Genomic DNA, 14668 nt, shown 5'->3' with positions numbered 1-14668 from the left:
CCCGATGAGCCCCCCGACGAGCCCGGTGGCGTTCCGGGTCCTCGGACCGGTGGGGGCGCACGACGGCACCGACGAGCTCGACCTCGGCGGGCTGCGGCAGCGCGCGGTGCTGGCCCGCCTGCTCGTGGCGCGCGGCCAGGTCGTGCCCGTGGACACCCTGCTGTTCGACCTGTGGGACGACGACACCGCCAAGGGCGCCCAGTCGGGGTTGCAGGTCTACATCTCCCGGCTGCGCCGCGTGCTGGAGCCCAACCGGCCCCGTGGCGGGCCCAACCGCCTGCTCGTGACCGTCGCGTCGGGGTACGCCCTGCGCGCCGCCCCGGAGCAGGTGGACGCCCTGCGCTTCGAGGCCATGGTCCGCTCGGCCGGGGAGCGGATGGAGGAGAGCCCCCAGGCCGCCCGGGCCCGGCTGGACTCCGCGCTCGCGCTGTGGCAGGGCACGCCTTACTCGGACTTCGCCGACCAGTCCTGGGCGGAGGCGGAGGTGGCGCGGCTGAGCGAGCTGCGCCTGGTGGCCAGGGAGCGGCACGCCGACGCCGGGCTGCGGATGGGCCTGCACGCCGAGACCGTGCCCGACCTGGAGGCGCTGACGACCCAGCACGCCCTGCGTGAGGAGGGCTGGCGGCTGCTCGCGCTCGGGCTCTACCGGTGCGGGCGGCAGGGCGACGCGCTCGCCGCGCTGCGCCGGGCCCGCACGATCCTGTCCGACGAGCTGGGCATCGACCCGGGGCCGGCGCTGCGGAAGCTGGAGTCGGACATCCTGGCCCAGGCCCCCGGGCTCGACCTTGTGCTCCCCGCGCCCCGGCGGCCCGCCGAGATCACCGCGACCTGGCCGCCCCGGCCGGTCGCCACCGGCGACGCCCCGCCGCTGGAGCCCGAGCCGTTCGTCGGCCGCGACGCCGAGCTGGCCGCGCTCGCCGCCGCCGCTCCCCGCGTCCAGGCGGGCCGGTTCACGGTCGCCGTGGTCAGCGGCGACCCCGGCGCGGGGAAGACGACGCTGGTGCGGCGGCTGTTCGAGCGGCTGGAGGGCGACGGCTGGATAGGGGCGACCGGAGGCTGCCCCGACAGCACGGCGACCCCGCCCGGCTGGGCCTGGGTCGAGGTGCTGCGCGCCCTGATCGCCCGCAGGGGCGCGGGCGAATACGCCGCACTGCTGGCGCCGCTGCTCGACGACGCCGCTCCCGACACCGCCGACGACGAGGCGTCGGGCGGCTTCCGGCTGCACCGGGCCGTCGGCGGCTACCTGTCGGCCGTGGCGCGCGAGGCCCCGCTGCTGATCCTCCTGGAGGACCTGCACTGGGCCGACGACCAGACGCTCGCGCTGCTGCGCGCGCTGCCCAGCCTGCTCGCCGCCAGCCGCGTGCTCGTCGTGGTGACCTGCCGCGACGGCGAGCTGAACGACCAGCAGCAGGACGTGCTGGCCGCGCTGGCCCGGCTCGACCCCGTACGCGTGGGGCTCGGCGGCCTCGACGACGCCGCGGTGGCGGAGCTCGTCCGGGCGACCTGCGTGCACGAGGTGGACGACGAGGTCGTCAGCACGATCGTCGAGCGGGCCGGGGGCAACCCGTTCTTCGTCAAGGAGACGGCCCGGCTGTTCGAGGCCGAGGCCGACATCTCCGAGGTGCCCTCGGGCGTGCGCGACGTGTTGCGGCGGCGGATCGCCCGGCTGCCGGAGCGGGCCCAGCAGGTGTTGCTGCAGGCGGCCGTGATCGGCCGCGACGTGGACGTGGACGTCCTCGTCGACGTCTCCGGCGACGAGGACGCCGTGGTGGACGCGGTCGAGGCGGCCCTGCTCGCCGGGCTGGCGACCGAGCCGGGCCCCGGCCTGCTCAGGTTCGACCACGACCTGGTCAGGGACACGATCTACTCGGACGCCTCCCGGCTGCGCCGCTCGCGGCTGCACGCCGCGGTCGCCTCGGTGATCGAGCAGCGCAGTCCGAACGACGTGGCCGCGCTGGCCCACCACTACGACGCGGCGGGCACGGTGGAGACCGCCGCGAAGGCCGTGCGGTACGCCGGGCTGGCGGCCGAGCAGGCCGAGCGCAGGTTCGCCCACCGGGAGGCCGCAACCCTCTGGCAGCAGGCCATCGCCGCCTTCGACCGGGCTCGCACAGGCCGTGGATCCGTACGCGACCGGCTGGAGCTTCAGCTGCGGATGATCAGGGCGCTGGCGCTGTGCGGGGACATGACCGCCGCCCGCGCGCATCGGGGGGAGGCGATGGCGGTCGCGCTGCCTCTCGGCGATCTGGAGCTGACCGCCCGGGTCGCGGCGGCGCTCGCGGTGCCGCACAAGGGCATCGCGCGCGACTTCACGCGCACGGCCTGGGAGATCGTCGACGTCACCGAGAAGGCGCTGGTCGAGCTGCCGGAGGGCGAGCAGTCGCTGCGGGCCAGCCTGCTCGCGACGCTGGCCCTGGAGCTGGAGGGGTCGGCCACCGAGCGCGGCTACCAGGCGTCGCTGGAGGCCGAGGAACTGGCCAGGTCGAGCGGCGACCCGGCGCTGCTGGCGATGGCGCTGAGCGGGCGGCTGCGGCAGTCCTACACGCTGACGCAGGTCGACGAGCGCGAGACCATCGGCCGCGAGCTGCTGCGGGTCGGGGCGGAGTCGGGCCAGATCGCGGTGCAGACGCTGGCGCACCTCGTGCTGCTGGAGTGCGCGGCGGCCCGGGGCGACTTCGCCGAGGCCGACGAGCACCTCGCGCAGGCCGAGCGCCTCGGACGGCAGTACGCCCTGCCCGCCCCGGCGGCGGTCGGCGCGTGGTACGCCGGGCAGCGGCTGATGATCACCGGCGACTACGCCGGGGCCGAGCGGGCCTACCGGAACGCGGCGCGGCTGACCGCGCGGGCCGGCATGCTCGAAGGCCGCCAGGACCTGCCGCTGATCGCCACGTTCTGCCTGCACCTGGTGGACGGGCGGGCCGCCGAGATGACCGAGCCGCTGGGCGAGGCGCACCAGCGCGGTGCGAAGTGGACGCTCGACGCCTACGCCGTGGCGCTCGCCTCGGCAGGGCACGTGCGGGACGCCCAGGTGGTGGCCACGAGCCGGGAGCCGGTCCGCACCGACTTCCTCTACGAGCTCGCGCTCATCTGGCGGGCGCTCGCCGGGATGCTGCTGGACGACGAGGGCCGGATGCGGGAGGCGTACGAGAAGCTGGCGCCGTTCCGCGACCGCATCGCCGGGGCCGGCACCGGCGTGGTCGCCCTGTGGCCGGTGGCGAAGACGCTCGGCGATCTCGCCGTACGGCTCGGCCTGCCGGCCCGAGACCACTACGAGAAGGCGCTGGCCGTGGCCGAGCGGGTGGGCGTGCCCCGCTGGGTCGCCGAGGCCCGCGGAGCGCTCGCGAACAGGTGAGCGGCCAGAGGGACGGGCAGAGGGACGGGTAGAGGGGCGGAGTTCGCAAAGGCCCCTGTCGCATCGCGAACCCGTCGCCTCTCGTCCTCTCAGGTGTACAAAGGACGAATTGATCGCCGCTTGACATCCGCTTGCAATAGGCGCGAGCCGGGACGCTAAGGTAAGGCTTGCCTGATGACTGCCCCCACGACCGGCGGTGAGAGCACGTGAGGATTCCCGACCCCACGGCCGCCTCCGTGTTCGGCCTTCCTCTGTGGCTGGTCGTCGCGGTCGGCGCGGTCGCCCTGTTCGGCGCGTTCCAGGTGTACTACTGGGTCGGCCGCAGGCTCGGCGAGGCGCTCTACCGCTCGCGGATGGGCCGCAGGATCGGCCGGGCACGGATCGAACGCGTGGAGAACGTGGTGCGCCGGTGGGGCGCGCTCGCCGTGTACGGCTGTTTCTGGGTGCCGGGCCTGCGGCACACGCTGCCGTGGGTCGCGGGGGCGCTGCGGGTGGACTACCGCTGGTATGTGGTGGCCAGCGCGCTCGGCTGCCTGACCTGGGTGCCGGTGACGTCCTTCGGCCTCTACTCGCTCCTGTGGGCCTGGCTGTCGCTGGCGGCCCGCTCCCCCGCGCTGGCCGCGGCCGTCGTCGCCGTCGTGGCCCTGGCCGTCGCCCTCCTCGTACGGCGCCGCAGGAGGAGGGGCGGGACCGGAGACGCGCCCTCCACGCCGGAAGCCGTGCGATCATGTCCGGATGCGTAACGGGGTAATCATCGCGCTGGCCGCCGCCCTCGTCACGGCAGGGGCCGCCGCCGCGCCCGCTCAGGCCGCCGCAACACCGTCGGTCACCGCCAGGGAGGCCTACCTGGTGGACACCACGGACGGAACGGTCCAGTTCGCCAAGCGCGAGACGCGCCGGGTGCCGGTCGCGAGCCTGACCAAGGTCATGACCGCCTACGTGGTGCGGCGGCAGGCCCGCCTGGACGACGTGGTGACCATCACCAAGGCCGACATACGGCACGCGACGGCCGGCGGGGCCGCGACGGCGGGCCTGCGGGCGGGCGAGCGGCTCACGGTGCGCGACCTGCTCTACGGGCTCATGCTCCCCTCGGGAGCCGACGCCGCGCACGCCCTGGCCGAGCGGTACGGCCCGGGGACGGCGAAGTTCGTCGCCAAGATGAACGCCGCGGCACGGCGCCTCGGCCTGCGCGACACCCGCTACGCCAACACCGACGGGCTGCCGTCGAAGGCGTACTCCACCGCCCGCGACCAGGCGACGCTGGCCGTCGCGGCGCTGCGCGACCCCGTGATCGCGACCGTCGCCAGGACGCCCAGGCGGGCAATCGGGAAGTCGGCCCTCCACCGGGCGCACGTGTGGCACAACACCAACGACCTGCTGGACGACGGCGCGGTGGGGCTGAAGACCGGCTTCACCAACCAGGCGGGCTACTGCCTGTCGTTCGCCGCCGTCCGGGACGGGCGCACGTACGTGGGGGTCGTGCTGGGCGAGCGCAGCGAGAAGGCCAGGCTGGCGACCGCGCGCAAGCTGCTCGACTGGGCCGGGACGGGAGCCTCCGAGGAAGCCGAGCCCGGGGTCACGATCCCCTGAGCAGGCCGTGGCAGGCGATGGCCGCGGCGGCCACCACGTTCAGGGAGTCGACGCCGAGGTCCATCGCCTGTGCGCTCATCGGGATGCAGACGGGCTGGTCGGCCTCGTGCAGCCAGTGGGACGACAGCCCGTCGCCCTCCGAGCCGAGCATCAGCGCGACCCGTCCGGACAGCGGGGCCTTGTCCAGCGGCACGGCCGACTGGTCGGGCGTGAGCGCGAGCAGGCGGAAGCCGGCCGCCCTGATCTCCGCCAGGCCGCCGTGCCAGTCGGCCATCCGGGCGTACGGAATGGCGAACACCGCCCCCATCGACACCTTGACGGCCCTGCGATAGAGAGGGTCGGCGCAGCGCGGTGACAGCACGATCGCGCCGACGCCGAGCGCCGCCGCGCAGCGGAAGATCGCCCCCACGTTGCCGTGGTCGACCAGGTCCTCCAGGACGAGGATCCGCGACCCCGCGTCCGTGAGGAGTTCGCCGACCGAGGGAAGCGGGGTGCGCTCCATCGCGGCGAGCGCGCCCCGGTGCACCTGGAAGCCGGTGATCCCCTCCATCACCCGGTCGGAGACCACGTAGACGGTGGCCTCCCCGACGACGCCGGCCAGCGCGTCGAGCCACTTGGCGGTGGTCAGCACGGAACGCACCGGATGGCCCGCGCCGATCGCCCGCCTGATGACCTTCTCGCCCTCGGCGACGAACAGCCCGCGCTCGCTCTCGACGCTCTTGCGCAGGTCGACGTCGCGCAGCCGCACGTAGTCCGACAGGCGCGGATCGGCGGCGTCCTCGACCGGGATGACCACGCGCCAAGGGTACGGGCAGGGAGAACACCTCCGCACACCCGGCGCAAGATGCGGCTTTTGCCAGTATCGTTCCGTAAACCTGTTTCGGCCAGTCGACACCGGAGAGAGCACCGTGGGCGGACGACACCGCACAGACGAACTCGATGGCGGCTTCGACCCCCAGTACGAGCCCCCGCCGCCGCCGCGGCGGCGCGCCGGGCGGGGGACGGTGTTCGTCCCGCTGGCCGGGGCGGTCGCCCTGGCCGTGCTCCTCGGCGTCGCCGCGTACGTGGTGGTGAACAAGAGCCCGGGCTGCGCCGGCGAGAAGGTCAAGCTCTCGGTCGTCACCGCGCCCGACATCCAGCCCGCCGTACAGAAGATCGCCGCCAGGTTCGGCAAGTCGGGCAGGGCCGTCGACGGCAAGTGCGTCGCCGTCACGGTCAAGGCCGCCGAATCGGCCGACGTCGCCAACGCGATGGCGGGCACCGGTCCCACCAGCGGAAAGCTGGACCCCGACCTGTGGATCCCCGACTCCAGCCTGTGGCTGAGCGGCGTCAAGAACGCGCCCGAGCCCGCCGGGAACGCCGCGAGCACCCCCGTCGTGCTGGCCGCGTCCAAGACCGGCGCGGACAAGCTCCAGTCGGCCTTCAGCCCCAGCTGGACCGGCCTGATGAGCGCCGCGAACGCCGCCAACCCCGACGGCCTGGCGCGGAAGGTGCGCGTGCTCGCGCTCGACCCCACGCAGAACGCCGCCGGCCTCGGCGCGCTGCTGGCCGGGGCCGCCGTGCTCAAGCAGGGAGGCGGCAGCGAGGAGACGCTCGTCGGCGTGCTGCGCCAGTTGTCGGAGTCCACCGTGTCGACCCCCGACAGCATGTTCGCCACGCTGACCAAGGCCGCGGCCCGCATCCCGGTCGGCGTGACGTCCGAGCAGGCCGTGTGGTCGTACAACACGACGACGACTCCGTCGAACCCGGCGGTGGCGCTCTATCCGGCCGAGGGAACGATCAGCCTCGACTACCCGATCATCGTCACGGCGAAGGACGCCACGACGCGCAAGGCGGCACAGGCCCTGGCGACCGAGGTGACCTCGCCCAGCGGCAGGAAGACCGTGCAGGACTATGGCTTCCGCGCGCCCGACGGCAAGGGCGGCGGCCTGCTGAAGCCCGACAACGGCGTCAGCGCCAAGAAGCCGGCCGCGATCCCGCTGCCGGACGCCGCGACCGTCACCCGCCTCTCGCAGGCGTGGCACCAGATCAAGCTCGGCACCAGGCTGCTCGCCCTCATCGACATCTCCGGGACCATGGCGCTGCCCGCCGACAAGTCCGGTGTCACCCGGATGCGCGCGATCACCGACCTCACCGTCGAGGGCCTGAAGCTGTTCCCCGACAAGGCCGAGATCGGCATCTGGGCCTTCTCCGACAACCTCCGCGGCGCGGGCGTCGACTGGAAGCCGGTCGTGCAGATCGGGCCGCTTGCCCAGCAGATCAACGGGGTCACCCGCCGCGACGTGATCGGTCAGGCCCTGCGCCAGGCGAAGGCCATCCCCACGGGCAACACCGGCCTGAACGACACCCTGTGGGCCGCCTTCCAGAAGATGACCAAGGAGTACGAGCCCGACAAGGTCAACACGATCCTGCTGTTCACCGACGGCGTCGGCAACGACGACCCGAACGGCGGCATCTCCAACACCGAGATCCTGCGCAAGCTGAAGGACGCCTACGACCCCAAGCGGCCGGTGAGCCTCCTGATCATCTCGTTCAACACCCAGAAGGACGAGGACCGGACGCAGATGACCTCCATCGCCAAGGCGACCGGCGGCGCCGCCTACTTCCCGCAGACGATCCTGGAGATCCGCAACATCTTCCTCAAGGGCATCGCCCGCAGGCTCCAGTAACAGCAGTCGCTGTTTTCGCAGGTCATACCCGTTGGGCATGGCCCTGCGACCCGTAAACGACGCCAGAGGGGACGGCGTCCCACTCGTGTGGGGACCGGCGAGACCAGGTTCCGTCACACGGGGAGGAATGTTCGTTGCCCGCATGGCCCGGCGTCGGGCGAGCCGACGACCATCGACTGCTGGAGGCGCTGCGCCGTGGGGGCGGCGCGGACGCCCAGGCCACGGCCGCGCTGTACGACTCCTACGCCGACCGGCTGAGCGACTACGCGTACGTGCTGGTGCGCGACCTCGACGCGGCGGAGCGCGCGGTGCACGACGCGCTCGTGGCCGCGTCCTGCTGCGCCGACCGGCTGAAGGAACCGGCCCGGCTGCGGGCCTGGCTGTACGCGCTGGCCCGGTTCCACAGCGCCACCCGGAAAGGGGCGGCGCGAGGGGCGAAGGAGGTCACCGGGCCCGTCATGGAGGTGGCGGAGTCCGCGGACCCGCCGCTCGCCGCGCTGGTGCGGGAGGTGCTCGGGGAGATCGCCGGAAACGAACGCGAGGTGCTCGAACTCGCCGTACGGCACGGCCTGACGGCGGCCGAGATCGGGTCGGTCCTCGGGCTCGCCTCCCGGCAGGTGTCGGCGCGGCTCACCCGGGCCCGCGACCACCTGGAGAACGCCGCCGCGGCCCTCGTGCTGGCCAGGGTCGGCCGGGCCCACTGCCCGGAGCTGTCGGCCCTGGTCGACCACGGTGTGGGCGCCGCCTGGCAGGACGGCCCCCTCGCTCCTCCCCTGCGCAAGCGGTTGAGCAAGCACATTGCGGGCTGCGAGGTCTGCCGCGACGGCCGGGGCAGGCACGTGTCGGCCGAGCGGCTGCTCGACATGATCCCCGTCGCCTTCCCCCCGCTGTCGCTGCGCCGCCGGGTGATCGAGTCCGCGCTCCACGCCGACCGGCGTGACGGCGCCGCCGCCACCACCGCCACCGCCGCCATCGCCACCGCCGAGTTCGACCGGCGCGGCTTCCCGGCGGCCGCCGGCAGGCGGGCGGAGCATGTGCCGGCGGAGCGCGGGCGGGCAGAGCACGGGCGGGCAGAGCGCAGGCGGGTCGGCTCCCGTCCGCTGCGGACCGCCCCCGTCATGCTCGCCGCCGTCTGCGTGTTCGGCGCGGCCGGCGGGCTCGCGCTGGTCTCCGGTCAGGCCCCGGCCGAGCGGCTCGAAGCGATACGCGTGTCCCCGACGGCGGCCCCGGAAGACCCCGCCCTCGAAAACCCTGCCCTCGAAGACCCTGCCTCCGAAGAGCCTGTGCTGGGCCCGGAGGAGAGCGGCCCGCCGTCGGCGACGCCCGGCGCGTCCCCAGACGAGACACCCCCACCGGACGATTCCCCCCACTCGGCCGCGACCGCCCCGCCCCACACCACCGCACCCTCGGGGCGGTCGCGGCCGTCTCCCCCTTCCACGCGACGCGCGCCCAGGCCGGCGCTGACGGCGCTGTGTCCCGGAGATCTGGGCGGGTCCACGGGCGCGTCGATCACGCTGGCCGCACGCAACGCCGTGATCGAGTGGACGGCCGTCACCTCGGGCGGGATCGCGGTCTCGCCCCGGCACGGCAGGCTCCGCGCGGGCGCGAGCGGCCGGGTCACGCTCACCGTCGTCGATCCCGGCGTCGCGGGCAGGGGCGTGGTGACCTTCGCGTCCTCGGCCGGCCGGCCCTCGTGCCGGGTGGCCTGGGACGGCCGGGAGGGGGACGGCGACGCCGACCCGCTGCCCGACCGGACCTCCGACCCCACGACGGGTCCCCCGACCCGCCCTCCGACCCGCCCGTCGTCCGAGCCCCCAGGCGACTCGGGCGACTCGGCCGAGCCGGGCGACGGCCCGCCTCAGGCCGGCGAAGCCGCGGCCACTCCCTCCGGCTGACGCATCCGTCACAAAATCACCATTTGTTACACCTCCGTTGGAAGATTGGCACCCGCCAGTAACAATCAGGATTCGTCAGGTGTCAGCGGAAGTTTGAAAGGGGAAAAACGACGCGACCGAGGATTTGAGGGGGCATTGTGGCCCAAGCATGGCTGCCCGGCGCAAGCCGACTTCCCTCCCCCGGGGACTCCGGAGCGATGCTCGGAGGAGCCCCGAGGACCGTCTGGTTCATCTGGCCCGCCGACCCCCAAGGGGTCTCGGCCAGGTCCGTCGCCCAGCGGCTGATCCAGCTCCACCGGCCTTCCCACCTGGTGTGGAACCCGGTGACCGGGGAGATCGTCCAGTTGCTCCCGCCCACCAGGGCGGGCGGCGGACTAGCCGCGGACCGCGGCAGGAACGGACGGATCTGCGTGCAGATCCAAGTCATCGGCTCGGCGAGGGAACCGTTCACCGACACCAAACTCGACGGCCTGGACGACATCCTGGCCTGGCTCGACTCCTGGGAGGTGCCGCGCCGATGGCCGGCCGGCCCTCCCCTGCCCTATCCGCACTCCCTGACCGCCGAGCGCAGCAAACGGCTGTGGGCGCGGGGCGGCCACTTCGGCCACTCCCAGGTGCCCGGCACCAGGGAGGGCGACCCGGGATCGATCGACATCGCCCGCATCATCGGCGAGGAGGCGCTCAACCTGGAGGTCCCCCTGCCCGGACGCGAGCTCAGGCTTCTGCAGGAGGTATGAGCTCCCGGATCACCGCGCACCCGCGCCGCACGTCGGCCCGGGAGGCCGAGCCGTAGCCCAGCACGAGGCCGTGCACCCGAGGCGGCCCGAGATGGTGGGGTTCGGTCGTGTCCAGGAGCACGCCGCGTTCCCCGGCCCGCCGCACGAGGCCGGGGAGCACGCCGGCGGGCAGGGTGACCATGACGTGGAGCCCGGCCGTGTCGCCCCGCACGTACGGCCCGAGCGCCTCGACGATGGCCGCCCTCCGGCGGGCGTACTCCAGCCGCATCCTGCGCAGGTGCCGGTCGAGGTCACCGCGTTCCAGCAGGGTCGCCACGGCCCGCTGGACCGGCCCGGACGTGCGGTCGGCGAGCTGCATCCTGCGCTCGGCCACGGCGTCGAGCAGGTCGGCGGGGGCGACCAGCCAGCCGAGCCCGACGTCGGGACCGAGCGACTTCGACAGCGTGCCGAGCAGCACCACCCGCCCGGGGTCGAGCCCGTAGAGCGCGGGCAGCGGCGCGACGTCGTAGCGGAACTCGGCGTCGTAGTCGTCCTCGACGACGATCGCGCCGGTCCTGCGCGCCCAGGCGAGCAGCTTCTCCCTGCGCGGGATCGGCAGCCTGCCGCCGACCGGGAACTGGTGGGCGGGCGTGGTGTAGAGCACCCGCAGGTCGTCGGGGAGCGCCTCGACGATCACGCCCTGCTCGTCCACCGGGCAGGGCACGACCTCCGCGCCCCGGGAGGCGAAGATCCGCCGGGCGGCCCGCCAGCCGGGCTCCTCCACGCCGGCCCGGGTCCCCGGCCCGAGCAGCGTGGCGGCGATCAGGTCGAGGCCGTTGCCGGTGCCCCTGGTGACCATGACGTTCCCCGCGCCCACCGGCACGGCCCTGGCCCTGCGCAGGTGGTCGGCCAGCAGCTCGCGCAGCTCCGGATGGCCGTAGGGGTCGGGAAACGCGTTCAGCGCGAGCTCGCCGGCCGAGCGCCAGGCCCGCCGCCAGGCCGCCGTGTCGTACCCGAACACCCACGGCCGCCCCGGCCGCAGGTCCACCCATCCCGGCGGCGCCGGCTCGCGGTGGACGCTGCCGCGGGTTTCGATCACCTGTGCGCCGGGCTTCTCGTACGGCAGGGTGTCGTCGGCCACATAGGTGCCCGAGCCGTGCCGCCCGTCCAGCCACCCCTCGGCGTACAACTGCTGGTACGCGTCGGTAGCGACGGTCCTGCTGACCCCCAGCAGGGCGGCGAGCGCCCGCGTGGACGGCAGCCGCTCCCCCGCCCTGAGCCGGCCGGTGCGCATGGCCTCCCGCAGCTGACCGGCCACCTGGACGGCGAGCGGCACCGGGGCCTCGCGGTCCACGGCCAGCGGCAGATCTATGGTCACGCGCACAGTGATCCCCGCAAAGTGGTCTCTCCATATGGGCACTGAGTGGACGTGTTCCGCCGGTCCACTTCGGCCTAACTTATCGGACATGCTCTCCACAACCGCCCGTACAACCCTTAGGCGGTCGAAAGACCGCGCCCGCACCGACCGCGCCGACCTGTACGCGATCCTGGACGCCGGTCTCATCTGTCATCTCGGCGTGGTGGCCGACGGATCCCCCATGGTGGTCCCCACCGGATACGGGCGGATCGGCGACACCCTCTACCTCCACGGCTCCACCGGCGCGACCTCGCTGCGTGCCGCGCTCGGCAGCCCGGTCTGCGTCACCGTGACCCACCTCGACGGCATCGTGCTGGCGCGCTCCGCCTTCCATCACTCCGTGAACTACCGGTCCGCCATGGTCTACGGCCTCGCCCGGATGGTGGACGACCCGGAGGAACGACTCGCCGGCCTGCGGGCCATCACCGAGCAGCTCGCCCCCGGGCAGTGGGACGTCGTGCGCCTGCCGGACCGCAAGGAGACGGCCGCCACGGCCGTGGTCGCCCTGTCCCTGGAGGAGGCGTCGGTGAAGGTCCGGCAGGGACCGCCGGTAGACGACGAGGAGGACTACGACCTGCCCGTCTGGGCGGGTGTGCTGCCGCTCACCGTGTCGTGGGGCGCTCCCGAGCCCGACCCGCGCCTCGCGCCCGGCATCCCGGTTCCCCCGCACGTCGCGAACCGCCGGCCACGGCTGTAAGCGGGTTGCAAGCGGTTTCACCGACACTACGGCCGACCATCCATCGACCAGGGAGGCCGCATGAGTTCCGCCGAGCACTGGAATGTGCCCGGCTACACGGTGACGCGTGAGCTGGGCGCGGGAGGCGGCGGCCGCGTCGTCCTCGCCGTCCACGAGTGGTCCGGCGCCCCGGTGGCGATCAAGTACCTGTCGGAGGACCTGCGCCGGGACGAGGGATTCGTCGTCCGCTTCCGGCAGGAGGCCCGCCTGCTCGTCGAGCTGGACGACCCCCACGTGGTGCGGCTCTACGAGTACCTGGAGACCGGGCGGGGCGCCGCGATCGTCATGGAACTGGTCGACGGTCCCACCCTGCGGGCACTGCTGCGCGAGCAGGGCCCGACGGGCGCCGAGGCCGCGCTCGCCGTCCTCAAGGGCTCCCTGCTCGGCCTGGCCGCGGCGCACGCGACCGGCGTCGTCCACCGCGACTACAAGCCCGAGAACGTGCTGGTCACCGCCGACGGGGCGAGCAAGCTCGCCGACTTCGGCATCGCGGTGCGGGCCGGAGGAGCCCCCGGCTCCCCGGCCGGCACCCCGCCGTACATGGCCCCCGAACAGTGGACGGGCATGGCCACCTCGCCGGCGTCGGACGTGTACGCCGCGACCGCGGTCTTCTTCGAGTGCCTGACCGGGCACCGGCCCTACCGGGCGACCGAGCACTCCGTCCTCCGGCACATGCACAGGACGGCCCCCGTACCGGTCGAGGAGGTCCCGGAACCGCTGCGGCACCTGGTCGCGCGCGGCATGGCCAAGGACCCCGCGCTGCGGCCGGCGAGCGCGGCGGCGTTCGTCGCCGAGCTGGAGCGGGCCGCCGTGGCGGCGTACGGCCCGGACTGGGAGGAGCGAGGCCGTCGCAGGCTGGCCGCGCTCGCCGCCACCCTGGCCGCGACGTTCCCGCTGAACCGGGCGCGTCCCCCCGAGGTCGGTACCTCGCTGTTCACCACGGCGCTGCGGTCGCTGCGGAGCAGGGGTGTCCTGCTCACCGCCGGGGCCGTGCTGATCGTGGTCGCGGGCGGCGGCATCGGCGCGTACGCCCTCGGCTCGGCCGGGACGCGCACCGTCGCGGCGTCCGCGTCGCCGGTCGTCCCCGAGAAGACACCGAGCGGGACACCGCACTTGACGCCGCACGGGACTCCGCACGAGACACCGAGCGAGACGCCCCGGGAGACCCCGGACGCGACCGTCACGGAATCGGTCACGCCCTCGCCGGAGCCTTCTCCAGCACCCTCCCCGACGCCCTCTCCGACGCCCTCGGCCACACCGTCGGTGAAGCCGTCGCCCTCCCCGTCGCCCTCGCCGTCGCCTTCTCCGTCGCCCTCTCCGTCGCTCAGCACGGTCGCCGACCTGGATGTCGGCGGGCTGTCGTACCGAGCCGGAACCGGTGAGGACGGCGCGACCGGCGCAGGCACGGTCACCGTCAGGACGAGCGGGCCGGGCGCGGTGACCCTGACCGTGCGCTTCACCGCGAACGGCACGGTGACCGCCACCCGCACGCTCACCCTCCGCGGCGCGACGTCCTACACCCGCACCGTCTCCGGCGGGCTCGGCCGCGTCTGCTCGGGCAGCTGGGGCATGAGCGTGACCACCCGCCCGGCCGCGCCGGGCGGCGCCCGCGAGGCCACGGCGAAGGTTCCGCCGTGCCCGACCTCGGTCACCGCGCTGAGGGTCGGCACACCGGCCGTGTCCTCGGCCGGAGCCGCGACGGCCGCCGTGACAGCCACTGTGACAGCCACCGTGACGGTGACCACCGACGGCACCGGCCCGGTGGACCTCAGCGGACGGTTCTCCGCGCCCTCGGCGGACGGCGGCACGAAGACGGTCCGCCTGTCCGGGGCGAGGACCTACACACGGACGCTGTCGTACACCTTCCCGCGCCGCCCCTGCGGCGAGAGCGTCACGTTCGGCGCCTCGACCGACCCCGCGGCCCCGGGCGGCGCCGCCTCGCGTTCGGTCACTGTGACCTGCCCCGCCTCCGTCGGCCAGGTACGCGTGCAGAGCCTGGCCATCAGCGGGACGACGGCCACGTCCACCATCACCGTCACCACCGGCAACACCTCCGAGGTGCGGTTGAACCTCGCCTGGACGAGCGGCGGCTCCACCGTGTCCACCCGGACCGTCAGCCTGTCGGGCAAGACCGGCTACACCGTCACGACCTCGTATACCTACTCGCGCTGGCCCTGCGACTCGTACGGCGTGACCGCGTCGACCTCCCCTGCCGCGGCGGGCGGCGCCTCCACGGTCACCCGGCAGACGGATTCGTGCATCAAATAGGACCGGATGGGATCGGACTATTACT

10 protein-coding genes are annotated in these 14668 nt (G+C 73.9%); 8 read left to right on the top strand and 2 right to left on the bottom strand.

Features of this window, described 5'->3' with window-relative positions; all coding sequences use genetic code 11:
* Positions 1-4 precede the first annotated feature (4 nt).
* The 3 genes from ACIBK1_RS23955 to ACIBK1_RS23945 all read left to right on the top strand — a co-directional run bounded on the left by ACIBK1_RS23955 (position 5) and on the right by ACIBK1_RS23945 (position 4942).
* Entirely contained in the window at positions 5-3352 is a 3348-nt protein-coding gene (locus ACIBK1_RS23955; RefSeq protein ID WP_396737755.1) for a BTAD domain-containing putative transcriptional regulator, read from the top strand.
* A 206-nt stretch (positions 3353-3558) separates the two neighbouring features.
* Positions 3559-4095 carry a DedA family protein gene (locus ACIBK1_RS23950; RefSeq protein ID WP_051762573.1) on the top strand — a complete coding sequence of 179 codons (537 nt, stop codon included), beginning with the start codon at positions 3559-3561 and terminating at the stop codon, positions 4093-4095.
* Positions 4088-4942 carry a D-alanyl-D-alanine carboxypeptidase family protein gene (locus ACIBK1_RS23945; RefSeq protein ID WP_051762574.1) on the top strand — a complete coding sequence of 285 codons (855 nt, stop codon included), beginning with the start codon at positions 4088-4090 and terminating at the stop codon, positions 4940-4942. Before ACIBK1_RS23950 ends, ACIBK1_RS23945 begins: the two co-directional genes overlap by 8 nt.
* On the opposite strand, the gene ACIBK1_RS23940 is transcribed toward ACIBK1_RS23945, so the two are convergent.
* Positions 4929-5738: a TrmH family RNA methyltransferase gene (locus ACIBK1_RS23940; protein WP_363424954.1), complete on the bottom strand. Its 810-nt coding sequence runs from the start codon at positions 5736-5738 to the stop codon at positions 4929-4931. The genes ACIBK1_RS23945 and ACIBK1_RS23940 overlap by 14 nt on opposite strands.
* 112 nt (positions 5739-5850) lie before the next feature.
* Between ACIBK1_RS23940 and ACIBK1_RS23935 the strand changes: the two genes are divergently transcribed.
* From ACIBK1_RS23935 to ACIBK1_RS23925, 3 genes are all read left to right on the top strand, one after another.
* Complete coding sequence (locus ACIBK1_RS23935; protein ID WP_083744776.1) at positions 5851-7611, top strand: substrate-binding and VWA domain-containing protein; 1761 nt, start codon at positions 5851-5853, stop codon at positions 7609-7611.
* Between the two features lie 134 nt (positions 7612-7745).
* Positions 7746-9506 (top strand): sigma factor-like helix-turn-helix DNA-binding protein, encoded by a 1761-nt coding sequence (locus tag ACIBK1_RS23930; RefSeq protein ID WP_396737750.1) that lies wholly within the window; start codon positions 7746-7748, stop codon positions 9504-9506.
* Positions 9507-9703: 197 nt separating this feature from the next.
* Positions 9704-10243, top strand: coding sequence for a hypothetical protein (locus tag ACIBK1_RS23925; protein WP_051762575.1), 540 nt, complete (start codon positions 9704-9706; stop codon positions 10241-10243).
* Here the strand turns inward: ACIBK1_RS23925 and pdxR are convergent.
* Positions 10221-11606 carry a MocR-like pyridoxine biosynthesis transcription factor PdxR gene (gene pdxR, locus ACIBK1_RS23920; protein ID WP_357317959.1) on the bottom strand — a complete coding sequence of 462 codons (1386 nt, stop codon included), beginning with the start codon at positions 11604-11606 and terminating at the stop codon, positions 10221-10223. The genes ACIBK1_RS23925 and pdxR overlap by 23 nt on opposite strands.
* Positions 11607-11688: 82 nt before the next feature.
* On the opposite strand from pdxR, the gene ACIBK1_RS23915 reads away from it, so the two are divergent.
* Both ACIBK1_RS23915 and ACIBK1_RS23910 read left to right on the top strand, forming a co-directional pair.
* Complete coding sequence (locus tag ACIBK1_RS23915; RefSeq protein ID WP_030511635.1) at positions 11689-12336, top strand: pyridoxamine 5'-phosphate oxidase family protein; 648 nt, start codon at positions 11689-11691, stop codon at positions 12334-12336.
* Between the two features lie 60 nt (positions 12337-12396).
* Complete coding sequence (locus ACIBK1_RS23910) at positions 12397-14643, top strand: serine/threonine-protein kinase (protein ID WP_063754714.1); 2247 nt, start codon at positions 12397-12399, stop codon at positions 14641-14643.
* The last annotated feature ends 25 nt before the right edge of the window (positions 14644-14668 follow it).

The sequence above is a fragment of the Microbispora rosea genome (assembly GCF_044460045.1).
Classification (GTDB): domain Bacteria; phylum Actinomycetota; class Actinomycetes; order Streptosporangiales; family Streptosporangiaceae; genus Microbispora; species Microbispora rosea.
Note: the sequence above shows the minus strand (reverse complement) of the source record. Positions and strands in the feature narration are given on the sequence as shown.

Bases quoted from the DNA above. Each gene is read 5' to 3' on its own strand.
- ACIBK1_RS23915 (WP_030511635.1), top strand. From the start codon at position 11,689: ATGCTCTCCACAACCGCCCGTACAACCCTTAGGCGGTCGAAAGACCGC.
- ACIBK1_RS23945 (WP_051762574.1), top strand. From the start codon at position 4,088: ATGCGTAACGGGGTAATCATCGCGCTGGCCGCCGCCCTCGTCACGGCA.
- ACIBK1_RS23925 (WP_051762575.1), top strand. From the start codon at position 9,704: ATGCTCGGAGGAGCCCCGAGGACCGTCTGGTTCATCTGGCCCGCCGAC.
- ACIBK1_RS23955 (WP_396737755.1), top strand. From the start codon at position 5: ATGAGCCCCCCGACGAGCCCGGTGGCGTTCCGGGTCCTCGGACCGGTG.
- ACIBK1_RS23910 (WP_063754714.1), top strand. From the start codon at position 12,397: ATGAGTTCCGCCGAGCACTGGAATGTGCCCGGCTACACGGTGACGCGT.